The organism is Kitasatospora sp. NPDC057015, assembly GCF_042673745.1.
Classification (GTDB): domain Bacteria; phylum Actinomycetota; class Actinomycetes; order Streptomycetales; family Streptomycetaceae; genus Kitasatospora.
The window spans coordinates 13,842-36,575 of record NZ_JBHUSG010000017.1 but is presented as its reverse complement, the minus strand read 5'-3'; the positions used below and the strand labels follow the sequence as shown (position 1 = coordinate 36,575).

General features: G+C 76.4%; 18 protein-coding genes, 1 pseudogene and 1 riboswitch. Of the genes and pseudogenes, 13 read left to right on the top strand and 6 right to left on the bottom strand.

The window, feature by feature from the left end; all coding sequences use genetic code 11:
- Window positions 1-24 precede the first annotated feature (24 nt).
- Genes ACFTWP_RS18190 through ACFTWP_RS18180 form a run of 3 tightly spaced genes read left to right on the top strand, consistent with a single transcriptional unit; the run spans window position 25 to window position 7,147 of the window.
- Window positions 25-3,375 carry an FtsX-like permease family protein gene (locus tag ACFTWP_RS18190; RefSeq protein WP_380265601.1) on the top strand — a complete coding sequence of 1,117 codons (3,351 nt, stop codon included), beginning with the start codon at window positions 25-27 and terminating at the stop codon, window positions 3,373-3,375.
- The gene (locus ACFTWP_RS18185; RefSeq protein ID WP_380265599.1) at window positions 3,372-6,146 is read left to right on the top strand and encodes a hypothetical protein; all 2,775 of its coding nucleotides are present in this window, start codon (window positions 3,372-3,374) and stop codon (window positions 6,144-6,146) included. The genes ACFTWP_RS18190 and ACFTWP_RS18185 overlap by 4 nt, the downstream gene beginning before the upstream one ends.
- Complete coding sequence (locus ACFTWP_RS18180; protein WP_380265596.1) at window positions 6,143-7,147, top strand: ABC transporter ATP-binding protein; 1,005 nt, start codon at window positions 6,143-6,145, stop codon at window positions 7,145-7,147. Before ACFTWP_RS18185 ends, ACFTWP_RS18180 begins: the two co-directional genes overlap by 4 nt.
- Window positions 7,148-7,234: 87 nt before the next feature.
- On the opposite strand, the gene ACFTWP_RS18175 is transcribed toward ACFTWP_RS18180, so the two are convergent.
- Window positions 7,235-7,630, bottom strand: coding sequence for a DUF302 domain-containing protein (locus tag ACFTWP_RS18175; protein ID WP_380265595.1), 396 nt, complete (start codon window positions 7,628-7,630; stop codon window positions 7,235-7,237).
- Window positions 7,631-7,910: 280 nt separating this feature from the next.
- Here ACFTWP_RS18175 and ACFTWP_RS18170 point away from each other — a divergent pair, with 280 nt between their 5' ends.
- A complete protein-coding gene (locus ACFTWP_RS18170; protein ID WP_380265593.1) occupies window positions 7,911-10,097 on the top strand; it encodes an MMPL family transporter in 2,187 nt (728 codons plus the stop codon).
- Between the two features lie 106 nt (window positions 10,098-10,203).
- Complete coding sequence (locus tag ACFTWP_RS18165; RefSeq protein ID WP_380265592.1) at window positions 10,204-10,470, top strand: metal-sensitive transcriptional regulator; 267 nt, start codon at window positions 10,204-10,206, stop codon at window positions 10,468-10,470.
- Window positions 10,471-10,593: 123 nt separating this feature from the next.
- Here the strand turns inward: ACFTWP_RS18165 and ACFTWP_RS18160 are convergent, their stop codons facing one another.
- Both ACFTWP_RS18160 and ACFTWP_RS18155 read right to left on the bottom strand, forming a co-directional pair.
- Window positions 10,594-11,361, bottom strand: a complete 768-nt coding sequence (locus tag ACFTWP_RS18160; protein ID WP_380265591.1) for a CbtA family protein — start codon at window positions 11,359-11,361, stop codon at window positions 10,594-10,596.
- Between the two features lie 20 nt (window positions 11,362-11,381).
- A complete protein-coding gene (locus tag ACFTWP_RS18155; RefSeq protein ID WP_380265590.1) occupies window positions 11,382-11,597 on the bottom strand; it encodes a CbtB domain-containing protein in 216 nt (71 codons plus the stop codon).
- 32 nt (window positions 11,598-11,629) lie between these two features.
- Window positions 11,630-11,796, bottom strand: a riboswitch (cobalamin riboswitch).
- 116 nt (window positions 11,797-11,912) lie between these two features.
- Between ACFTWP_RS18155 and ACFTWP_RS18150 the strand changes: the two genes are divergently transcribed.
- The 6 genes and pseudogenes from ACFTWP_RS18150 to ACFTWP_RS18125 all read left to right on the top strand — a co-directional run bounded on the left by ACFTWP_RS18150 (window position 11,913) and on the right by ACFTWP_RS18125 (window position 17,027).
- Window positions 11,913-12,485 carry a histidine phosphatase family protein gene (locus ACFTWP_RS18150; protein ID WP_380265589.1) on the top strand — a complete coding sequence of 191 codons (573 nt, stop codon included), beginning with the start codon at window positions 11,913-11,915 and terminating at the stop codon, window positions 12,483-12,485.
- A gap of 100 nt (window positions 12,486-12,585) precedes the next feature.
- Entirely contained in the window at window positions 12,586-12,807 is a 222-nt protein-coding gene (locus ACFTWP_RS18145; RefSeq protein ID WP_380265588.1) for a hypothetical protein, read from the top strand.
- Window positions 12,808-12,997: 190 nt separating this feature from the next.
- Window positions 12,998-13,870: pseudogene (gene ligD, locus ACFTWP_RS18140) on the top strand (non-homologous end-joining DNA ligase); the annotation flags it as partial.
- Window positions 13,871-14,110: 240 nt separating this feature from the next.
- Window positions 14,111-14,968, top strand: a complete 858-nt coding sequence (locus tag ACFTWP_RS18135; RefSeq protein ID WP_380265688.1) for a DNA ligase — start codon at window positions 14,111-14,113, stop codon at window positions 14,966-14,968.
- Between the two features lie 209 nt (window positions 14,969-15,177).
- The gene (locus tag ACFTWP_RS18130) at window positions 15,178-16,338 is read left to right on the top strand and encodes a Ku protein (protein ID WP_380265587.1); all 1,161 of its coding nucleotides are present in this window, start codon (window positions 15,178-15,180) and stop codon (window positions 16,336-16,338) included.
- Window positions 16,339-16,520: 182 nt separating this feature from the next.
- A complete protein-coding gene (locus ACFTWP_RS18125; RefSeq protein ID WP_380265585.1) occupies window positions 16,521-17,027 on the top strand; it encodes a DinB family protein in 507 nt (168 codons plus the stop codon).
- A 90-nt stretch (window positions 17,028-17,117) separates the two neighbouring features.
- Here ACFTWP_RS18125 and ACFTWP_RS18120 read toward each other — a convergent pair whose 3' ends face one another.
- Both ACFTWP_RS18120 and ACFTWP_RS18115 read right to left on the bottom strand, forming a co-directional pair.
- Complete coding sequence (locus tag ACFTWP_RS18120; RefSeq protein ID WP_380265583.1) at window positions 17,118-17,696, bottom strand: exonuclease domain-containing protein; 579 nt, start codon at window positions 17,694-17,696, stop codon at window positions 17,118-17,120.
- An 89-nt stretch (window positions 17,697-17,785) separates the two neighbouring features.
- Entirely contained in the window at window positions 17,786-20,092 is a 2,307-nt protein-coding gene (locus tag ACFTWP_RS18115) for an alpha-N-acetylglucosaminidase (protein ID WP_380265582.1), read from the bottom strand.
- A 356-nt stretch (window positions 20,093-20,448) separates the two neighbouring features.
- Here ACFTWP_RS18115 and ACFTWP_RS18110 point away from each other — a divergent pair, with 356 nt between their 5' ends.
- Window positions 20,449-21,075: a class I SAM-dependent methyltransferase gene (locus tag ACFTWP_RS18110; protein ID WP_380265581.1), complete on the top strand. Its 627-nt coding sequence runs from the start codon at window positions 20,449-20,451 to the stop codon at window positions 21,073-21,075.
- Between the two features lie 69 nt (window positions 21,076-21,144).
- Here the strand turns inward: ACFTWP_RS18110 and ACFTWP_RS18105 are convergent, their stop codons facing one another.
- Window positions 21,145-21,648: a MarR family transcriptional regulator gene (locus ACFTWP_RS18105; RefSeq protein WP_380265579.1), complete on the bottom strand. Its 504-nt coding sequence runs from the start codon at window positions 21,646-21,648 to the stop codon at window positions 21,145-21,147.
- A gap of 106 nt (window positions 21,649-21,754) precedes the next feature.
- Between ACFTWP_RS18105 and ACFTWP_RS18100 the strand changes: the two genes are divergently transcribed.
- A complete protein-coding gene (locus tag ACFTWP_RS18100; RefSeq protein WP_380265578.1) occupies window positions 21,755-22,603 on the top strand; it encodes an alpha/beta fold hydrolase in 849 nt (282 codons plus the stop codon).
- The last annotated feature ends 131 nt before the right edge of the window (window positions 22,604-22,734 follow it).

The following is a 22,734-nucleotide window of genomic DNA, read 5'->3' as shown; positions in this document are numbered from 1 at the left end:
AACCGGCCTTGGGGGAGGAACGGGATGCTCGGCTTCGTCCTTCGCCGCCTGCGCGGGCGACTCCCGCTCGCCGCGGCCGTCCTGGTCACGATGCTGATCACCACGGCGATGCTCACCGCGATCGTGGCGTTCAACCGCACCGTGGGCGAGGCCGGTCTGCGCCAGGCGCTCCAGGGGCCGGGCCGGAGCCGGACCACCGTCCTGGTCACCGGAGAGCGCGCCGCGCAGGACCGCAATGCCGATGACGCGGCCGTCCGGGCCTTCGCCGACGACCTCTTCGGCCCGCTCCCGGCCCGGGTCGAGAGCGCCGCCCGCAGCCGCTCGTACGGGCTGCCCGCCGCCGGAGCCGAGGCGGTCAGGGCCACCGACGAGCGGGGCGCCGCCGGCAAGGATCCCGACCTCACCGTCCTGGTGGCCCTCGACCGCGACCGGGCGCACCTGCTGGCCGGTCGATGGCCGCAGCCGTCCGACCGACCGGCGCTCCAGGTCGGCGGATCCGCGGGTACGAGTGGCGCCGTCGAGGCCGCGGTTCCGCCGGCCGCGCTGGCCCGCCTGGGCCTGACGGCCGCGGCCCTGCCCGCCCCGGTGACCCTGGCCGACCGGCTCCAGGGGAGCCCGCAGACGGTGCTGGTCACCGGCGTCTACCAGGCCACCGACCGCACCGACCCGTTCTGGCGGCTCGACCCGCTCGGCGGCGCGGAGGTGCAGGTCAGCAGCTTCACCACCTACGGGCCCATGCTGGTGGACGACGCCGTGTTCACCTCCGGCAGGCTGGTCCAGAGCGGCCGGAGCTGGCTGGTCCGGGCCGACTTCGGTGCCGTCCGGCCCGCGGAGGCGGAGGCCCTGCGGCTGCGGGCCGACACCGTCGCCGCCGCCCTGCAGCACACCGCCGCGCTCCGAGTGCAGACCGAACTCGCGGACTTGCTCGGCGAGTTGAAATCGGGTGCGGTGGTGGCCCGGTCGACCGTACTGATCGGCGCCCTGCAACTCGCCGTGCTCGGCGCGGCGGCCCTGCTGCTGGTCGTCTCCCTGCTGACCGGCCGCCAGGAGGGCGAGAACGCCCTGCTGGCCGCCCGCGGCGCCTCCCGCGCGCGGATCGGCCTGCTCACCGCCGCCGAATCCGTCCTGCTCGCCCTACCCGCAGCCGTGCTCGCACCGCTGCTCACCCCGCCGCTGCTGCACCTGCTGGGCCGCTTCGGACCGCTCTCCCGAGTCCCGCTGGACACCTCCCTGCCGTGGATCCTGTGGCCCGTGGCCGCCGCCTGCGCGCTGGCCTGCGTGCTGCTCACCACCCTGCCCGGGTTGGTCCGCGGGGCCGGCGCCGCCGCGCTGCGCCGCGCCGGCCGGCGGCAGGCCGTGGTGGCCGGCGCGGCCCGCTCCGGCGCCGACCTCGCCCTGCTCGCCCTCGCCGTCCTGGCCTACCGGCAACTGGCCCGGCAGAGCGGCGGCACACTCGCGGCGGAGAGCGCCGACCGGCTCGGCGTCGATCCCGTCCTGGTCGCCGCGCCGACCCTGGCGCTCTGCGCCGGCACCCTGCTCGTCCTGCGTCTGCTGCCGTTCGCCGCCCGGCTGGGCGGCCGGCTGGCGGCCCGCGGCCGGGGCCTGGGCCCGGCCCTGGTGGGCTGGCAGTTCGCGCGCCGGCCCGGTCGGGCCACCGGACCGGTCCTGCTCCTGGTGCTCGCCGTCGCCACCGGGGTCCTGGCGCTCGGCCAGCACAGCGCGTGGTCCGCCTCGCAGCGCGACCAGGCCGACTTCGCGACCGCCGGGGGGCTGCGGATCACCGGCTCCGGCCTGGCCGCGATGGGCCAGGGCGGACGCTACGCGGCGCTGCCCGGCGGCGAGCGGCTGATCCCCGTCGTCCGGGCCGACCAGTCGCTGCCCGGCGGCGGCACCGGCCGGCTGCTGGCGCTGGACGCGGCGGGCGCGGCCGAGCACCTGCGGGTCCGTCCCGACCTGTTCGACGGGCGCGGCGCCCGCGAGCTGCTGGCGCCGCTGGTACGCCCCGAACCGTCCGGCCGGGCGGCCGGCATCCCCCTGCCGGGCCACCCGGCGCGGATCGACCTGGAGGTGGGCGTCCGGGTGCTGCAACGCTCGGCCGCGACCGGGCCGCCGTCCGACGGCGCGCCCGCCCGCCCGGGCCTGTGGCTGATGCTGAGCGACCGCTTCGGCACCACCTACCGCACCCTCGTCCCCGGCCTGCCGGCCGAGGGCGAGGCGAAGGTCTCCGTCGACCTGGCCGCGCTGACGGACGCCCCGCTCGGCGCCGTCGCCGCGCCGCTGACCCTGACCGGCCTGGTGGTCGGCTACGGCTGGGCGGGCGGCGAACGGATCGACGGCGAGCTGACGGTGGGCCGGATCGCGGCGGCCGACACCCCGGACGGCCCGGCGGTGCCCCTCCCCGCCGGGCCGGACTGGTCACCGGCACCCGCGCCGGGCGGCGCCGCCGCGGCCGCGACCGTGGAGAGCATCCCGGCGGACCAGCGGGTCGCCGGCACCCTGCTCCGGCTGCGCTACCGCAGCGGCCCCGCGGACTTCCGCGGCGTCCGGGTCCCGCTGGTCCCGGCGGGCGGCGACCCGGTGGCGTCCGCCGGCGGTGAACTGCCCGGCCTCGCCACCCACGACTACCTGGCGGCCGTCGGGGCCTCCGTCGGCGACCTCGTCCGGGTGCCCTTCGGCGGGGCCCGCCTGCCGGTCCGGATCACCGCCGCCGTGGACTCGGTGCCGGTGGCCGGCCGCACCGCGCTCGTCCTCGACCTCGGCTCCGCCGGGCGGCTGCTGGCCGACGGCGGGGTGGAGACCCCCGTCCCGAACGAATGGTGGCTCCCCGCCGCCGCCGAGCACGACCCCGCACCCGCGGCGGCCGCCGCCGCGCTCCGCTCCGCACCCGGCACCCAACTCCTGCACCTGCGCGAGGAGATCGTCGCCGGGCTGCTGGCGGACCCGGTGAGCGCCGCCCCGCAGACCGCGCTGGCCGCGCTGGCCGTCGCCACGGCGGTGCTCGCCGCGATCGGGTTCGCGGCGGCCGCGGCCGCCGCGTCGGCCGAACGGGCGGGGGAGTTCGCCGTGCTGCTGGCGCTCGGAGTGCCACGGCGCCGGCTGACCCGCACGGTCGCCGCCGAGCAGGCCGTCCTGGTGGGCCTCGGCACGGTGGTCGGGATCGGCCTGGGCACCCTGACGGTCCGTCTGATCGTCCCGCTGGTGGTGCTCACCCCGGCCGCCGGCCGGCCCGTACCGGACGTGCTGGCCGGACCACCCGTCGGCGCGTCCCTGCTGCTCGCGGCCACGATCGCCGCCGTCCCCCTGCTGTCGGCCCTCCTCGGCGGTCGCCACCGCCGCGGTCCGGCCGCCCGGCTGAGACTCGTGGAGGAGATGTGAGCACCCGCGACCACGCCGGACGGGCCGACCGCGCCCGGCGGCCCGCGCCTTGGGTGCGCACCCGGCTGCGCGCGGCGCCGCCGGCCGTCCTGCTCGGCGCGGCCCTCGCCTTCGGCCTGGTCCTGCTCGCCGCGGCCCTGCCGCGCGCCCTCGACCGCGGCGCCGACAGCGCGCTGCGCGGCTACCTGCGCGACGCCGGCCCGGCGGCGACCAGCCTGCTGGTCAGCGCCCCGGCGAGGCCCGGCCAGGACTCGCCCGCGAGCCTCGACACGGCGCTCGCCACCCTCCGGGGCCGGGTCGGATCCGCGTTCCGGCTCGACCCGAGCGGGCCGGTGCACGGCGCTCGCGCGCTGCACCCGCGCAGCCTCTCCAACCCCGAACTCGCCCGCCCCGAAACGGTGCCGCCCCAACTCGGCCTGTACTTCCTGCCCGCCGCCGGCGACCACGTCCGGCTGGTCGAGGGGCAGTGGCCCGCCGGTGGCACGGCCGACGGCCCCATCCCCGTCGCGCTGGCCGCCGAGGCCGCCGAGACCCTCGGCGCGCGGGTCGGTACGGTCCTGGTGGCCCCCTCCTCGGTCGGGATCCCGCTGCGGGCGGAGGTGGTCGGCCTCTACCGCGCCGGCGATCCGACGGAGGACTACTGGACCGGCCTGTCCTGCCTCACCGAGGCCTGCCTCAGCCTGACCAACGTCCTGCCCGCCGAGTCCTTCTGGACGACCGCCGGCCTGGTCGGGCCGGAATCCGTGGATCGGCTGCTCGACTGGGGCGTCCGGGCCGAGGTCTTCTGGCGGCTGCCGCTCGACCCCGCCGGGATGCGGGCCGACCGGTTGGCCGGCACCGGCGCGGAGCTGGCCTCCTTCGTGACCGGCCCGCGGGCCGCCGAACTGGCCTCCGCCACCGGCCGCAGCGAACTGCGCATCGCCTCCGACCTGCCGGACCTCCTCACCCGGGCACAGGCCCGCCGGTCCGCCGCCGCGCCGCTGACCGCCGTCGGCCCGGCCGGCGTGGCCGGGGTCGCCCTGGTGGTGCTCTGCCTGGCGGCCGGACTCACGGCCGACCGCCGCGCCGGGGAGCTGCAGCTGCTCCGGGCCCGCGGCGGATCACGCGTCGGCATCCTCGGCCGGCTGCTCGGCGAGGGCGCGGTGACCGTGCTGCCCGCGGCCGCCGCCGCCACCCTGCTCGCATTCGTGCTGCTCCCCGCACCGCGCTGGACGGCCGCCCTGCTGGGAGCCCTCGCCACCACGCTGCTCGCCCTGCTGGCCCTGCCGGTCCGGGCGGCCGTGCTGCTCGCCGCCCCCCGGCAGGCCGGTGGCCGGCGCCGCGTGGTCGCCGAACTCGCCGTGCTGGCCGCCACCGTGGCCGCCGTGACCGAAGTCCGCCGCCGGGGCGTCGCCCCGCCCGGCGAGGGCCTGGACCCGCTGCTGGTCGCCGCCCCGCTGTTGCTGGCCCTGACCGGTGCACTGCTGCTGGCCCGGCTCCAGCCGGTGCTGGTCGGGGCGCTGGCCCGGGCCGCCGGACGCGGCCCCGGCGCGATCGGCTTCCTCGGGCTGGCCCGCGCCGCCCGGGGCACCGGGGCCCGCCCCGGCACCCCGGTGCTGCCGCTGCTCGCCCTGCTGCTCGCCGTGACCACGGCGGGTTTCGGCGCCACCGTGCTCGACGCGGTGGACCACTCCCGGCTGCGGGTCGCCCGGCTCGCCGTCGGTGGTGACGCCGCCGTCGCCGCGCCCGTCCGGGGCACCCTGCCGGAGGCCTTCACCCGGGCGGCGGCCGGGCTGCCCGGCGTACGGACCGCCACCGCGCTCTGGACGGACGACGACATCGCGCTGCCCGCCGCCGGCCCCGACCGGGCCACCGTGGTGGTCGCGGACCCGGCCGGGTACGCCGAGCTGGCCCGGACGGTCGGACACGGGCGCTTCGACCCGGCGCTGCTGGCCGGCGCGGTGCCGGGCGCGCCGGTACCCGCCCTGGTGAGCGCCGACCTCGCCGGGTCGCTCGGCCCGGCCGCCTTCCCCCTGCGGCTGGCGGGCGGGACCGAGTTCCTGGCCACCGTCGTCGGGGTGGTCGACGGCACGCCGGCCCGGCCGAACGCGACGAAGGCGCTGATCGTGCTGCCGACCGGCCCGACGGCGCTCAGGGTGCCCGCGGTGGGCCTCCCGAACCGCTGGTACGCGACCGGGAGCGTCGAGGACGCGCCGCTGCGGGCCCTGGTCCGCGACACGGTCGCGCCCCCGGAGCCGCCCGCCGGTGCACGGCCGGCACCGGCTGCCCGACGTGCGCCGGCCGGCCCGACGGTGCTGACCAGCGCCGCCATGACGGCGAAGCTCGGCGCCGACCCGCTGCAGCACGCCGCCGGCCGGCTGTTCCAGGCCTCGGTGGCCGGCGCCGCCGGTCTCGCGCTGCTGGCCGTGCTGCTGACCCTCGTCCGCTCGGCGCCCGAACGGGCCGCGCTGCTGGCCAGGTTGCGCACCATGGGACTGCGACCGCGACAGGGGCTGGCGCTGATCCTGGCCGAGACCCTGCCGCAGACCCTGGTGGCGGCAGTCGGCGGGATGCTGCTGGCGCTCGCCGCCGTGGCCCTGCTCGGGCCCGCCGTCGACCTGACCTCGCTGGTCGGCGCCGCGGTGCCGGCCGGACTGCGGCCGGCCGCGCTGCCGGTGCTCACCCAGGCCCTGGGCCTGGCCGCGCTGGTGTCCGCCGGGGTGCTGGCCGAGGCCGTCGTCTCCGGGCGGCGACAGATCACCACCGAGTTGAGAGCAGGGGACAGCCGATGAACAGCGCGTCGCACGGCCCGGCCACCGAGCAGGCGCCCGCCCACCGCCCGCCCACCCTGCAGGAGTTGCGGCAACGGGCACTGGCGGCCGCGGCCCCGCGCACGCACGGCGCCGGTACGGCGATCGTCTGCGAGCGGCTGGTCCGGATCTTCAGTGCGGACGGTGTCGAGGTGCAGGCACTGCAGGGCCTCGACCTGGTGGTGGACCAGGGGGACCTGGTGGCCCTGGTCGGCGCCTCCGGCAGCGGCAAGTCCACCCTGCTCAACATCCTGGCCGGCCTGGACGTGCCGACCGCCGGCACCGCCGCGGTGGCCGGCCGGGACCTGCTGGGGATGTCCGCGAAGGAGCGGCTGGCCTACCGCCGGGACGTGGTCGGCTTCATCTGGCAGCAGACCGCCCGCAACCTCCTGCCGTTCCTGACGGTGGCTCAGAACATCGCCCTGCCGATGCAGTTGCGCGGCGAGCGGGGCGGCCGGGCCCGCAAGGCGGCGCGTGCCGCCCGGGTCGGCGAGCTGCTGGAGGCCCTCGACATCGGCGACCTCGCGGCCCGCCGCCCGGCCGAACTCTCCGGCGGGCAGCAGCAACGGGCGGCGATCGCGGTGGCGATGGCCAACGACCCGACGGTGCTGCTCGCCGACGAGCCCACCGGCGAACTCGACTCCGAGACCGGCGCCGGCGTCTTCGAGGCCTTCCGCGCGGTCAACCGCGAGCTGGGCGCCACGGTGGTCATCGTCACCCACGACCCGCTGGTGGCCGGCGAGGTGCGGCGTACGGTCGCCGTCCGGGACGGGCGCACCAGCAGCGAGGTGCTGCGTCGTACGGTCACCGACGAGCACGGCGAGGAGTCGGTCAGCGAGCGCGAGTACGTGATGCTGGACCGTACCGGGCGGGTCCAGCTGCCCGCCAAGTTCCTGGCGGCACTGGGTATGGAGCACCGGGTGGCGGTCGAGCTGGGTGCCGACCACATCGCCGTCCGGCCGGACGACCCGACCGGTCGCTGAGCCGCCGCAGGGCGGCCCGGCCGGGTCGGGGTCAGGTCGGTCCGGGTCGGCCCGGGTCGGCTCCGACGCGGGTCGGTCCCCGGCCGGTCAGGCCCGGCCGGCGACGGCCGCGAGGGCGGCGTCCAGGCGCGCCGTCGCCTCCGCCGCGACCGGCTCCAGGGCGGGCAGTCCGGTGAACGCGACCATGGTGTTCGGGTCGAGGGCCTGGACGAGGGTCTCGTCGCCGTCGCGGCGGACCACCACGTTGCAGGGCAGCAGGAGCCCGACGGTCCGGTCGGCGTCCAGCGCGCGGCGGGCCAGCGGCGGGTTGCAGGCCCCCAGGATCAGGTAGTCCTCCATGCTGTGGTCGAGCTTGGCCTTGAGGGTGGCGGCCACGTCGATCTCGGTGAGGATGCCGAATCCCTGGTCGGCGAGCGCCTCCCGGACGCGGGTGACGGTGTCGGCGAAGTCGCCGCTCACGCGGACGGTGCGGTCGTAGCTCATGGTGCGCTCCTTGCGGGTGGGGCGGTGGGTGGGGCGGCGGGTGGGCCGCCGCGGGTCGGGGCCGGGCGCCGGGTGGGGTGCCCGCGGCGGGGTGCCGGTTCGCTCCACGATACCCCCGTGGGTATCGGTGTACCGTGAGCCTATACCCCCCAGGGTACTTTCGGCGCGTCCGTTCGACCCGCGCCCCGGGGGTGAGGTACGCCTCCCGGGATACCGGTGGGGGTATCGGTTAGGCTCGATTCCATTCGTACCCCCCGGGGTATCCAAGAGGAGGCTCTCCATGACCACCGCCGACCAGACCCGCGTGCCCCCGCCGACCATCCCGCCCGGCCAGGGCCTTCCCGAACCGCCCGAACGCTACGGCCGGTTGGGCCGGCTCGGCCGATGGGCGAGCGCGCGGCTGCGACTCGTCGTGGTGCTCTGGCTCGCCGTGGTGGCCGGACTCGGCGCGTTCGCGCCGCAGGTGACCTCCTCGCTGGCGGGCGCCGGCTGGCAGGCCAACGGCTCGGAGTCGGTCAAGGTCCGGGAGCTCGCCGGCGCCCACTTCGGCGGCAACGCCTCCTCCGCCCTCCAGGTCGTGGTCGCCGCCGACCGGCCGATCACCGACCCCGCGGTGACGTCCGTGATCGAGCGCGCCGGAGCCCTGCTGGCGGCCGACCCGCGGATCGAGCGGGTCGTCCCGCCGCAACCGGGCGTCACGGTCAGCCCCGACGGCCGGACCGCGATCCTGCTGGCCGGAGCCGGGGCGGACACCGACGACATGGTCCGCGCCGCGGACGACCTGAAGGGCCCGCTCGCCGCGCTCTCCGGTGACGGAGTCCAGGTCGGCGCCACCGGGGCCTCGGTGCTGTGGAGCGACTTCAACGCCGCCAACCACGACGCCATGATGAAGTCCGAGATGCTGTCCTGGCCGGTTACCCTGGCCATCCTGGTCCTCGCCTTCGGCTCGCTGGTGGCCGCCGGGCTCCCCCTGCTGCTCACCCTGGCGGGCCTGGCCGCCTCGGCCGGTGCGCTCGTCCTGCTCAACCACCTCACCCCGACCTCGGTCTGGGCGATGAACTTCGCCATGATGTTCGCGCTGGCGCTCGGCATCGACTACGCGTTGTTCCTGGTGGTCCGCTTCCGGTTGGCCCTCGCCCGGTACGGCGACGCCCGCCGCGCGGTCGGCGAGACCATGGACACCGCCGGCAAGGCCGTCGCCCTCTCGGGGGCCACCGTGCTGGTCAGCCTCTCCGCCGTCCTGCTGGTGCCCGCGCCGGCGTTCCGCTCGATGGCGCTCGGCATCATGCTGGCGGTCGCCTTCGTGCTCGCTGCCACCCTCACCCTGCTGCCCGCCGTGCTCGGCCGGCTCGGGCACCGGGTGAACGCCGGCGCGCTGCCCCGCTCCCGCCGGGCCGCCGGCCGGGCCGAGGGCTCGGCCCGCTTCGCCGCGTGGGGCGAACGCCTGTGGGCGCACCCGCTGCGGTACGGCGTCCCGGCGCTGCTGCTGCTCCTCGCGCTGGCCGCACCCGTGATCGGGCTGCGGACGGCGATGCCCTCCATCACCGTCGTCCCCGAGGACTCCGCGGCCCGTACCGGGTACACCGCCGTGCAGCGGGCCTTCGGCCCCGGCGCGCCCGGCACCCTGCAGATCGTGACGCCCGCCGGGCAGGCCGGGGCGGCCGCCGCCGTGCTGCGCGACTCGGCCGGCATCGCCGCGGTGATGCCCGCTCAGCAGGCCGCGGACGGCTCCGGGTTCACGATGCTGCAGGCCGTTCCGGCGGTCGACCCCTCGGACCCGGGCCTGGCGGCCACCGTCGACGCCCTGCGCGAGCGACTGCCGGAGCAGGCACTCGTCGGCGGCGCGGCGGTGGAGAACCTCGATCTGCAGAGCATGCTGGACGAGAAGACCCCGCTGGTGATCGGCGTGGTGCTGGCGATGGGGTTCGTGCTCCTGCTGCTGGCCCTGCAGGCGCCGCTGGTCGCCCTGCTCGGTACGGTCACCAACCTGCTCGCCACCGCCGCCGCCTTCGGCGCCGCGCGGCTGGTCTTCCAGGACGGCCACGGCGCCGGACTGCTCGGATTCGAACCGCAGGGCTTCCTGGACGGCTGGGCGCCGGTGTTCTTCTTCGCCATGATCTTCGCGATCGCGATGGACTACACGGTCTTCCTGCTCTCCTCCGCCAAGGAGCACCACGAGCGGACGGGCGACCCGCGCCTGGCCGTCGTCGGGGCGCTGGCCCACTCCGGGCGGGTGATCTTCGCCGCGGCCGCCGTGATGGTCGCGGTGTTCTTCACCTTCGCGCTCTCCGGTCCGCTGCCGCCCAAGGAGATGGGCATCGTCCTCGGCCTGGCGGTGCTGCTGGACGCGGCGCTGGTGCGACTGGTGCTGCTGCCGGTCCTGCTGCGGCTGACCGGCCGGGCCGCCTGGTGGTCGCCGGCCTGGCTGCGCAGGGTGCTGCCGGACATCCGCTTCTCGCACGACTGAGCGGCTCGCCCCGGCTGGGCCGGCCCGTGGTGACGGGGGCCGCGGCCCGGTCCGGCAGATACCCCAGGGGGTACAATGGATCCACCATCGCGAGGAGGAGACGTCCGTGACCGTCGACGAGGAAGCCACCGGTGCCGTCCTGAACCGCCTGCGCCGGGCCCAGGGGCAGCTGAACGGTGTGATCGCCATGATCGAGGCCGGGCGCGACTGCAAGGACGTGGTCACCCAACTCGCGGCCGTCTCAAGGGCCCTGGACCGGGCCGGATTCAAGATCGTGGCGAGTGGGATGCGCCAGTGCCTGGCCACCGCCGAGGGTGACACCCCGCCGATGTCCGAGGCGGAGCTGGAGAAGCTGTTCCTCACCCTCGCCTGAGCGGCCCGCGCCGTCCGACGGCCGTGCCGCCGACGGCCCGGCGGGGAGGCGGTAACGACGGAAGGGGCCGGTGGAGACGACGAGCATCGTCTCCACCGGCCCCTTCCGCGTGGGATCCGGACGTCAGGCCGCCGAGGCGGTGGCCTCCGGCGCGGCGGTCCGCTCGGCGGCGGTCACCGGCTTCGGGTTCAGGGCCCGCTCGGCGAGGTGGCCGAAGAGCAGACCGAAGGACGCCCACAGGGTGACCTGGATGGCGAGGGCCGAGAGCCGGAACTGCCAGAGCAGCGTGGCGGGGAAGTCCTCGGGCACCTCGTTGACGGCGGGCAGGAAGACGTACGCGAGGCCGACGGCCAGGGCGAAGCCGGCCGCCGCCACCACGGAGGCGTACCAGTTGCCCAGACGCGGCGCCAGGCGCCGGCCGACGATCACGGCGGCGACGGCCAGCAGGATGCTGAGCGCCATCATCAGGAAGTACAGCGTGGTCCGCTTGCCGATCGTCTCGGGGTCGCCGACCGACGGCGGGTTCGCCGGGTACTTCAGGAACGGGACGACGTAGACCGCGACCAGCGCCGCCCCGGAGAGCAGGGCGGCGGTCGCCCGCGGGCCGATCCGGCCGATCCGGCCGAGCGCGAAGCAGAACGCGAGCGCGCCGAAACCGCCCAGCGAGATGCCGTAGACGAGAACACCCGTGGCGAGACCGCCGGTGGACTGCATGGCACGGCTGACGAGTTCGACCTCGCCGTGCTCGTGGGCGTGCGCCTCCTCGAACGCGATCGCCGCGTCGATGTGCGGTTCACCCATCAGGTAGGCGACGAGCAGGGCGAGCAGCCCCGCCGCGAGGCCCGCGAGCATGCCGCGCACGAGCAGGGTTCTGACAGCTGTGGAGTTCATGAAGAGGGTTCCCCCGGAGTTCAGTGGCAGGGGAAACCGAGCAGGTGGCGGCCGTCGTGCACCCATTCGTGCACGCTCTCGCCGGAGATGAGGGAGGTGGCGCCCTGCTCGGCGCCGACGAAGTAGATCAGCGCCAGCATCAGGATGCCGAAGAAGATCGCCCAGGGCGCGATCGCCTTGACGGGCAGGGTGAGAGGGGCGGCGGGGATGGCCGCGGGGGCAGCGGACTGTGCCATGACGGAACCTCCTCGGGAACTCGCGTCCCGCTAGATGGTGCAGAAACGACGGCATCGGGTCTGACTCCCCGGCGGACACCGGCCCGAGGTGGGCCGGAGTTGCGGGCTTACAGTGGCGCGACCGTGCCGGATTCTCACCGGACTTCCGTCATACCGTCGTCGTATCGGGCTCGAAGGTACCGTCTGGCGTCGAGTCCGCCAAGGGCGTGCGGACGGCGCTCTTGACGGACCGACGGCGGGGCGCCGCCCCGAAGCGCCCGGTACGCGGGGGGATTCGCCCCCGGGCCCGAGGAGTTGGACAGGATGGAGCAGGCGTTGACCGTTCGCGTGACCTTGGTCTCAGCCGCGTTGAGCACGGCTCTGCGGCAGGCCCGCTTCGACGACGGTGGGCCGTTGGAGCCCGCGGGCCTTCGGCAGGCCGAGGAGGCGGCCGGCGCGTTCGCGACCGCCGGCCGGGCGTACGCCTCCCCGTCGCAGCGCTGCGCCGCCACGGCCGCGGCCCTCGGCCTGCGGGCCGAGCCGGCGCCCGCCCTCGCCGGCTGCGCGATGGGCCGGTGGACCGGCCGGACGCTGGAGGAGGTGGCGGCCGCGGAGGGTCCGGCGGTGGCCAGCTGGCTGGCCGACCCGGCCGCCGCCCCGCACGGCGGGGAGAGCCTGCTGGAGTTCCTCGCCCGGATCGGGGCCTGGCTGGACGCCCTGGCCCCCGCCGAACGCGGGCCGGTGCACGCCGTGGTCGAACCGGACGTCGTCCGCGCCGCCGCGCTGCACGCCCTGGGCACACCCGGGCCGGCGTTCTGGCGCCTGGACGTCACCCCGCTCTCCGTCACGGAGTTGACCGGCCGGGCCGGCCGCTGGAACGTCCGCTGGGGCCGCCCGGCCGGCGGGTAGGCAGTCCGTCCCCGTCGCCCGATCGGTCGACGGGGATGGCAGCGGGGCCCGGCCGGCCCGAGCCTGGGGGCACCACCCCTACGCGACGAGGAGCCCCCTCATGACCGTCACCGCCGACCTCGACAAGGTGCTGGACAAGAAGTACGAGAACCTGAGCCTGCCGGAGGTGCTCGACGCGCCGGTCGCGGCGCTGGCCGGCGTCACCGACGCCCACGGCGAGGCGCTCGCCGCGCTGAAGATCAAGACGGTCGGCGACCTCGGCCGCAACAAGTACATCCGCTGGGCGGTCGCGATGGCCGACCTCCAGGACCGCACCCACTGACCGGTCCACCCAGTGACCGGTCCACCCATCGACCGGCCGCAACCGCCGCGCCGGGCCGACCGGCCCTCGGCCGACCACCGGTCCACGAGCTGGCGGTTCCCCCCGTGGACCGGGCCGCCGGCCGGACGGTCGCCTCGGCGGGCGGCCCCGGGCCGGCGGCCGGCGCGCGTGAGAGGCGGCAGCGGTGCCGATGGCGGTGGTGGAGGGGCGCAGGCTCAACCTGTCCCACCTCGACAAGGTGTACTTCCCGGAGACCGGGACGCTGAAGGGCGAGGTGCTCGGCTACTACGCCACCGTCCAGTCGGCGTTCCTGCCGCACCTGCGGGACCGGCCGCTGTCCTTCCTGCGCTGCCCCGAGGGCGTCGAGGGCGAGCGGTTCTTCGCCAAGAGCCCGCCGGCCGGCACCCCCGGCTGGGTGCGCACGGTGGCCGTGCCGAGCACCGCCGGCGGGCTGCGGCAGGTGGTGGTGGAGGACGGCGCCACCCTGGTCTGGGCGGCCAACCTCGGCTGCGTCGAGTTCCACGTGCCGCAGTGGCACGGCGCCGAACCGGCGGTGGCCGACCGGCTGGTGCTCGACCTCGACCCGGGCGAGGGCGCCGACATCCTGACCTGCCGCGCGGTCGCCCGGCTGCTGCGCGAGCGGCTGGCCGCCGACGGCCTCACCACCTGGGCCAAGACCTCGGGATCCAAGGGGCTGCACCTGCTGGTGCCGATCACCCCGACGCCCGGCGAGGCCGTCTCCGCGTACGCCAAGGCCGTGGCGGCCGAACTCGAACGGCTCCACCCCGATCTCGTGGTGCACACCATGGCCAAGGCCCGTCGGGTGGGCCGGGTGCTGGTCGACTGGTCCCAGAACGCGGCGAGGAAGACCACGGCGGCGCCCTACACCGTCCGGGCCCGGACCCGGCCCACCGTGTCCACCCCGATCGGCTGGGACGAGCTCGACGCGGCCGGATCGCCCGCGGACCTGGAGTTCACCATCGCCGACGTCCCCGACCGGATCCGTGCGCAGGGCGATCTGCTGGCGCCCCTGCTGCTGCCCTCCCGAGCCCGCCCGCTGCCCGCGCCGCCGCCCCCGTCGGCATCCTCGTCCGCGCCCTCGCGGCCCGCCAGGGCGCGGCCGACCCCGACGGCCGGGCCCGCGGCGGAGCGGACCGCAGGGTTGGAGCGGACCGTGCGGGCGGGGCGGGAGACGGCGGGGGCGTCCGCTCCACCGCGGGCCACGTCGGGGCGGGCCGCGCCGGAGCGGACGCGGACGACGTCGGGCGACACCTCGCGGTGGCTGGAGCCGCCCCTCGACGTGATGCGGCCGGCCCCGGTCGACGACGTCCCGCCCGAGGACGGCCTCGGCGGCTCAGGGGTGCTCTACGAGCTCAAACTGGACGGCTTCCGCTGCCTCGCCTTCGCCCGCGGGGACGGCCCGCCGTACCTGCAGTCCCGCTCCGGCCGCGACCTCTCCGCCGACTTCCCGCCCGTCGCGCAGGCCGTCTCCCGGCTGCCCGGCGGGCTCGTACTGGACGCCGAACTGGTCGCCTGGCGGGACGGACGGTTCGCGTTCGAGGAGCTGCTGCGCACCCGCGCCGCCCGCGAGGCGGACCGGATCGTCCTCGGGCTGATCGCCTTCGACGTGCTGGCGCTCCCGGGCGGGCGCGACGTCCGCGGGCTGCCGCTGGCCGAGCGGCGCCGGCTGCTCGCCGAGGTGCTGGACGGCGTGCCGCCGCCGATCCAGCCGGTACTGGCCACCACGGAGCGGGCCGAGGCGCTCGGCTGGGTCGAGCGGCTCGCCGACGCCGGGGTGGAGGGCCTGGTCTGCAAGAGCGCGGCCTCGACCTACCGGGCCAGGGGCGCGGGGCAGGTGTGGGTGAAGTACCGCCCGCACGACACCGTGGACGCCACCGTCACCGCCCTCACCGGGACGGCCACCCGGCCGCGTGCGCTGCTGCTGGCACTCGACGACGGGCGGAGCGTCCTGAGCGCCCCGCAGCTCACCCCGGTCCAGGCCCGCCGGGTGGCCGAGGCGGCGGCCGGCCGGCTCGGCGAGCCGGTGACCGATCCCGAGCACGGTCCGGTGCACCCGCTGACCGCCCCGCTGCGCGCCGAGGTCCGGATCGACACCGGACGGGTGCTGCGCGCCCGGTTCGTCCGGCTGCGCGGCGACTGACGGTGCCCGGCGTCGGCGGGCGCCCGGCCGGTGCCGGCCGCTACCAGCCCCGTCCGGTGCGGGCCCGGTGCCCGGCGCCGGCGCCGCCACCGACGGACCAGCCCGGACGGACAGGTGCGCCGCCCGCACCGAAAGTGGTCCCATGGATGGAGGACCACGGTGACGCGCCTCGCCGCGTGCCGGGCGGTCGTGTGGAGAGGAGGCCAGTGATGGCCCGACCGATCTGGAGCGGGATCCTGAGCTTCGGCCTGGTGTCGGTACCGGTGTCGCTGTACGCCGCGACCGAGGACCACACCGTGCACTTCCGGCAGATCCAGCGCGGCACCTCCGACCGGGTGCGCAACCTGCGGGTCAACGAGCGCACCGGCGAGGAGGTCGCCTTCGGCGACATCGTGAAGGGTTTCGAGACCGCCGAGGGGGAGTACGTGGTGGTCGAGCCGGAGGAGCTGGACCAGATCTCCCCGGGCCGGTCCAAGACCATCGAGATCACCGGCTTCGTCGACCTGGAGCAGGTCGAGCCGATCTTCTTCGACAAGACCTACTACCTGGGCCCCAAGGGCAAGGAGTACGGCAAGGTCTACACACTGCTCCAGCGCGCGCTGGAGCAGGCGAACCGGGCCGGGATCGCGATGTTCTCCATGCGCGGCAAGGAGTACCTGACGGCGGTCCGCGCCGAGAACGGGATCCTCACCGCCCACACCATGCACTTCGCCGACGAGGTCCGCGACCCGCACCGCGAGATCGGCAACCTGCCGACCGGCGACGCCGTGGTCAGCGACCGCGAACTCGGCATGGCCGAGCAGCTGATCGAGATGCTCGCCGTCGACTGGAACCCGGACGACTACCACGACACCTTCGAGCAGAAGGTGCACGACCTCATCGCCGCCAAGCAGTCGGGGCAGGACGTCGCCGCCCCCGAGGCCGCGCCGAAGCCGAGCAACGTCATCGACCTGATGGACATCCTCAGCCGCAGCCTCGAAAGCGCCGGTCGACCCGCGGACTCCGGGAAGGCGGGCAAGGGCGGCACGTCCGGTGCGCCGGCCCGGTCCACCGCGTCGGCGGAGCCCACCCGCCCGGCTGCGGCGAGCCGCTCCAAGGCCGCCGCGGGAGGCCGGAGCAGCGCCGGCGGCAAGGCCCCGGCCGGCGGGGCGAAGAGCGCAGCTGGCAAGGCTCCGGCGGCCGTGCCGGAGGATCTCTCCGCGCTGACGAAGGCCGAACTCTACCGGCGAGCAGGGGAATTGGAGATCCCGCACCGCTCGACGATGACCCGCGACCAGCTCCAGGCCGCCCTGGAGGAGGCCGCGGCGGTGGCCGAGGGCACCGAGCGGAAGGGTGCGAAGCCGCGGCGGCACCTGCGGGCGGCCTCCTGAGCCCGGTCTCCCGCGGTCACTCGCGGCGCGGGCCCCGCCCGCCCACCTGGGTGGGCGGACGGCCGCCTGATCGCCGGGCGGGCGCACCGGGTAGCCTGACCACGTCAAGTCGGCCGGCCCGTGGCGCGGGTGGGCCGGCCACCACGGAGCGCCGTGGGTCGCCACGGGTGGAGGGATCGGCAGTGGCCGTCGAACGAATCGGACCGCCCCTCACCGGCGGCGAGCGGGAGACGCTGCGCGCCTTCCTCGACTTCCACCGCGCCACGCTGGCCATGAAGTGCGAGGGCCTCTCCGACGAGGAGCTGCGCCGACGGTCGAGCCCGCCCTCGACGCTCTCGCTGCTGGGCCTGGTGCGGCACATGGCCGAGGTCGAACGCGCCTGGTTCCGGCGGGTGATCAACGCCGAGGACGTCCCGCTGGTCTGGTCCGAGGAGCAGGACTACCAGGCCGCGTACCAGGCGGGTTCGTCGACCCGGGCGGAGGCCTTCGAAGCCTGGGAGGCGGAGGTCGAGCACTCCCGCCGGATCGAGGCCGCCGCCGAGTCGCTCGATGTGACGGGCCATCAGGCCCGCTGGGGCGAGGACGTGTCGCTGCGCCTGGTGATGCTGCACATGCTGCACGAGTACGCCCGGCACAACGGGCACGCGGACTTCCTTCGCGAGGGCATCGACGGCGCGGTCGGCGCCTGAAACCGCCGGCGGGCGCCGGTGCTCCCGCTTCAGGGCCTTCGCAGCAGGGCGCCGCAGCAGGGCGGGCCGCCGGCCGGGCCGTCCGCCCGGCTACCCGTGGGCCGGGTCCGCCGTCGGCCAGGCCCCGCGCGCGGCCAGGTCGAGGACCAGTGCGGCGATGTTCCAGGCGTCGTCCTCGCCCCGGTGGTGGCGGCCCTCCAGCGGCAGCCCGGCGATCTCCAGTGCCTGGTCCATGCCGGGGCGCCGGCGCAGTCCGTGAGCCGCGGTGAACGCCGCCTTGGCGTTGGTGTGCAGGCGTCCGAAGGGGTACTGCGCCCCGGCGGCCGCGCACTGGCGGGTGAACTGGTGGCGGTCGTAGTCGCCCCAACTGGCCCACGGGCGAACGCCGGCCCGGTGCTCGGCGGCCAGCAGCCGGCAGGCCTCGGCGAATCCGAGGCCGGTGTCGACCTCGGCCTGGGTCAGTCCGGTCAGTTCGGTGCAGAACCCGCTGACGGTGGACCGCACCGGTCGGACCAGCACGCGGTGGCGCCCGATCCGCTCACCGCCGGCGAGGTCGACCACGGTCAGCCCGATCTCGATGATCTCGCTGACCGCACCCGGCGGTGGCGGGCCGTCCCAGCAGGTCGCCTCGACGTCCACGACGTTCAACAGCCGTTCGGTGGTGTCCATTCGCTCAGGGTAGGCGCGCGGCCCGGGCCGGTCAGTCGATTTCCCGGTCGGGCGGTGGGATCGGTCCGCCGGTCGGGGAGTGCGCCCGGTCAGGCGGGTCGGGCCGCGGTGGCCACGGCCCGTGCCAGCTCCACCGGGTCGACCGCGGGGGCGGTCGGCAGGGGGTCGGTCCGCCGGGCCCAGCCGTCGTCCAGGGCGAACCAGTCGATCGGGGCCGGCGCCCGGCCGGTCGACAACGCGGTGTCGAGGGAGGCGAAGAACAGCGCCCACCGCTCGGCGTAGAGGCCCGAGACCAGACCGGACCACTCCCGGGCGGCGTAGTCGTGCAGCCCGCCGCCGTCGCTGGGGCCGCGGGATCCCCAGGTGGTGAGGATCGACCGCGCGTCGTACTCCAGTCGGTCCCGCTCGGCCGGTGTCGCCCCCTGGGCGCGGGCGTCGGCCACCCATGGCCCGAGCATGAACCTGCGGTCCGAGCCGAGCAGTCGGTCCAGCAGGCCGAGGTCGTCGCGCCACTGCGCGGTGAGCCGGCGGAACAACGACAGGTCACCGTCCCGGTACGCGTCCCCGATCCGGGGCAGCAGGTCGCGCCCGTGGTCGGCGAGGGCCTGCCGGGCGAGGTTGACCAGATCGAAGCGGTACGCGTCCGTGCTCCGCAACGCCGGTGCCACCGCCAGTAGTTCGTCCAGCGCGCGGCGGACCAGGGCGGGGTCGTAGCGGATCGCCGGCGGGCTCCAGCTGGCCGCACTCGTGACGGTCAGGCTCGGGCGCGCGGTGAACAGGCTGTCCTGGGTCTCGCTCCAGGAGTCGGACGGCATGCCGTACGGCCCCCGGCGCAGGGCGTCCCAGGCCGCCGCGGCGTGCGGGTCGGCGCCGCCGAAGCGCCGGGCCGGGTAGCCGGCGGACCATCCGGCCAGGTCGGTCGGCGCGCCCTGCCAGGCCAGCCGGGTGAGGAGGTCGAAGGCAGCCGGATCGGTGCCGGTGCCCTCCGGGAGGTAGGCGATGCCCCGCAGGGCGCTGCCGGGCCGGGCCAGCCACTGTCGGATGCGTTCGGCCCAGACCCCCGCGTTGGCGCCGATCGTGGTGTGGCCGCCGAAGTTGGCGATGCTGCCGAAGGCGTACGGGGTGCCGCGCCAGTCGGCGTCCCGGTCGAGGCCCTCGTAGCGGTCGGAGAGGCCGTCCAGGATCAGCATTCTCGATGTGTCGACACCGGCGAGCAGGGCACCCGAGGGGTTGTCCTGCCAGCCGAGGATGGCCCAGGTGGCCTCGGGGTGGGCGGTGAGCAGCGCGTGCTGGACGGCGTTCGCGGCGGCGGAGACGTCCACCGGCCCGGCGGTGCCGCCCTCGTGCAGCAGGTCCATCTTGTACATCGTGCTGTCGCCGAACGCCTCGCGCTGGGCCCGGTAGTAGGAGGCGGCGAGCCGGGTGAAGACGGGCCCGGTCGGGTCCAGCCAGTCCGGCCGGGTGAAGCCGACCCAGTCGCCCTGCGGGACCGTCCGGGCCGTCCGGTTGCGGGCGGCGAACCCGGCGGGGACGGTGCCGAAGTAGCCGGGCAGCACCGGCGTCATGCCCAGCGAGCGCAGCCGGTCGGCGATCTGGCGCCCCAACGCGACCCTGGCGAGCATGAGTTGCTCGGACACCGGGCCGCCGAAGCCGCTCATGTTCTGCAGCAGCCACCAACTCTGGTGCGCCGGTGCGGGGATCCAGTCGCGCAGCTCCGCCGGGCTGTAGCCGAACTCCTGCAGGGCCCGGTAGTACGGGTACTCGGCGCCGGTCTGCACGAAGACCTCGTTGACGCCGTGCAGCGCCAGCACGTCGATCTCGCGCTGGTGGGCGGCGAAGTCCCGGTACGCGCCGGAGTATCCGGCGTCCGTGTCGTTGAGCGCGTAGCGGTGCGGGACGACGGCGGCGCGGGTGACCGGCGAGGGCACCGCGGGCAGCACGGCGGGCAGTGCGGCCGTGGAGTCACCGGGCAGGCCGATGTCGACGCCGGCCACCTCCGCGAGGTACCAGCCGACGCCGGTGAGGAGGGCGGCGGGGGAGGTGCCGCGGACGGCGATCGATCCCGCCGTGCCGGACACCGAATAGGAGTCGGCGCCGGTGTCCTTCGGGACGGGCGTGAGGCTGAACTGGGCCGCGTGCGCGGGCAGCAGCCGGCCCAGGGCGGCGAGCGCGGGCGCGGTGTCGAAGGGTGGGGCCGCGCGGGTCGAGTCCCGTGGCGCGGCCTTCCGGTCGGAGGCGGCCGCCGGCCCGAGCCCGCCGGAGGTCGCCAGGACGGTCAGGACGGCGAGGACGACCACGGCCGCCCGTGCGGCCCGTGCTCGCCCGCCGGTGCGTCCGACGGCCGCGACCGGTGCGTCGGTGGGCGGGCCTGGGCGGCGGCGGGGGTGGGGTCGCATCGGGTGCTGCCTTCCGGGCGCGGGCGCCGGCGCGCCGGTGGGATCGGGGCTCTGCTCCGGATTCTCCCGGCCGGACGGCCGGTGGGGCGGCAGCCGACGCCGGGGCGTACGGGTGACGGTCGGCTCGGGTGTGTGGGTGCCTCCGGGTGCGGGCCCGAGCTCGTCGGCGGGGCGGGGGAGGTGCCGCGCCGGAGTGCCGTCCCGGACTACCCTGCCTGAGGGGCCGCGGGGGCCCGTCCGGGGCTGCGGCTCGGGGCCCGGTGCCCGGAGTCGGTTGGTCCCGGCGCTGGCCGACCGGAGCCGCCCGACCCGACCCGACCCGACCCGACCCGACCCGACCCGACGAGGAGGACCCGATGGACAGTCACGACTGGGACGCGCGGTACGGAGCCACCGAACTCGTCTGGGGCACCGACCCCAACCGGTGGGTGGTGCGGGAGGCCTCCGGGCTGCCGGCCGGCCGGGCGCTCGACCTGGCGGCCGGCGAGGGCCGCAACAGCATCTGGCTCGCCGCGCGCGGCTGGCGGGTCACGGCGGTCGACTACTCGGAGGTCGCGGTGGAGCGCGGCCGGCGCCTGGCCGCGGCGGGGCTGCCGGAGGTCGCGGAGCGGCTGACCTGGGTCCGCGCGGACGCCCTCGGCCACCGGCCCGGGCCGGCCGGCTACGACCTCGTGATGGTGGTCTACCTGCACCTTCCGGCGGACCAGCGGCGGATCGTGCTCGACCACGCGGCGAGCGCCCTCGCCCCCGGCGCGACCCTGCTGGTGGTCGGCCACGCCACCGAGAACCTGACCCGCGGTGTCGGCGGCCCGCAGGACGCCCGGGTGCTCTACAGCCCGCAGGACGTCCTGGCCGACCTGGACGGCCGCGGGCTGCGGACGGTCCGCGCCGAGCACGTCCGACGGCCGGTCGTCACGGCCGAGGGCGAGCCGGCGGAGGCGATCGACACGCTGGTCCGGCTGGAGCGCGGCCCGGCCGCCTGACGCACCGCGGCGGCACGGCCGCCCCTGCCCGTCCCCGCTCCACCGGTGGCCGCCCCGCCGGTTGCCGGGCTAGCGGTCGCCGTCCCGTCCGGGCGGGGCGGGCGCCGATCCCTCCGGCGGGGCCGCGCGCCGGACGGCGACGATCTCCGCCACCTGGTCGAGGAAGCGCCGGACGGTCGCCAGCTCCTCCCGGTCGAAGGTCCGGCTCGCTGCCACCACCTCCGAGATCAGCGGGCCGAAGAACGACTGGCCGAGGGCCACCGCCCGGTCGTCGACCTCCAGCAGCACCCGCCGCCGGTCGCGGGTGTCGCGCACCCGGCGGACGTGCCCGAGCCGCTCCAGCCGGTCGAGCAGCGCGGTCGTGCCGGCGGAGTTGAGGCCGAGCTCCGCCCCGAGACTGCCGGGTGTGGCGGGGACGCCGGACCTGGCGGCGTCCAGCAGGCAGATCAGAGCTCGCAGGTCGGTCGGGTGCAGCCCGTTGTGCCGGGCGAACTCGCCTCCGAGCAGGTGGAGTTCCACGGTCAGCGCGCGCAGTTGGTGCACCAGCCGCAGGCCGGGCTCGGTCTCGTCCATCGGGCGGTCTCCCATGCGTGGCGGGCTTCCGGGGGCGGGTTGGAGGTGCATAGTATCTCGCCGAACGAGATACTCGCTGGGGAACCTACTGTGCTGGGGGCGTTCCATGACCGACGACCTGACCCGATTCCTCGCGGCCTACGACGCCGCCGTCGACGCCTGGCCGGTGCCCGTCGACCGGCTGGACCTGCCCTCGGCGTTCGGCACCACCCGCGTCCTCGCCTGCGGCCCCGAGGGCGGCGAACCGCTGGTGCTGCTGCACGGCGGCGGCGCCACCGCCGCGGTGTGGTCCGCCAACGCGGCCGAACTGAGCCGGACCCGGCGGGTGTTCGCCGTCGACCGGATCGGCGAACCGGGGCGCAGTCGGCCCGGCGGGCGGGCGATCCGCTCGGCCGAGGACCTGTACGAGTGGCTGGACGGCGTGCTCGACGCCCTCGGCCTGGAGCGGACCGACCTCTGCGGCCACTCCTACGGCGGCTGGATCGCCCTCACCTACGCGCTGCGCACCCCGCGCCGGGTGCGTCGGCTCGCGCTGCTCGACCCCACCGGGTGCTTCGCCGGGTTCCGGGCGGGCTATCTGCTGCGCGCCCTGCCGTTGCTGCTGCGGCCCACCGCGCGGCGGGCCCGCGGGTTCATCGCCTGGGAGACCGGGGGCGCCGAACTCGACCCGCGGTGGCTGGAGTTGTACGGGCTCGGCGCCGAACTCCCGCGGGCCAAGGTGGTGGTGGGCCGGCGTCCGGCGGGCCGGCTGCTACGGGAGTCGGCCGTGCCGACGCTGGTCCTGCTCGCGGCGGACAGTCGGGCGCACGACAGCCGGCGGGTGGAGGCCGCGGCACGGAGCCGACTCCGCACGGTGGCAACGGCGGTGCTGCCCGGTCTCACGCACCACGGCATCCCGTTCGTGCGGGCGAAGGAGCTGGACAGCGCGGTTCTGGCCTTCCTCGACGGGTCGTGAGGACGCCGCGCCTCCCGCCCGACAGCACGACGGCCGCGCCGCCCCCCCCGGGGGGGGGGGGGGGGGCGGGCGGGGGGGGGGGGGGGGGCCGCCCCGCGCGGCCACCAGGCCCGGGGCGGGGGTGTCGGGGC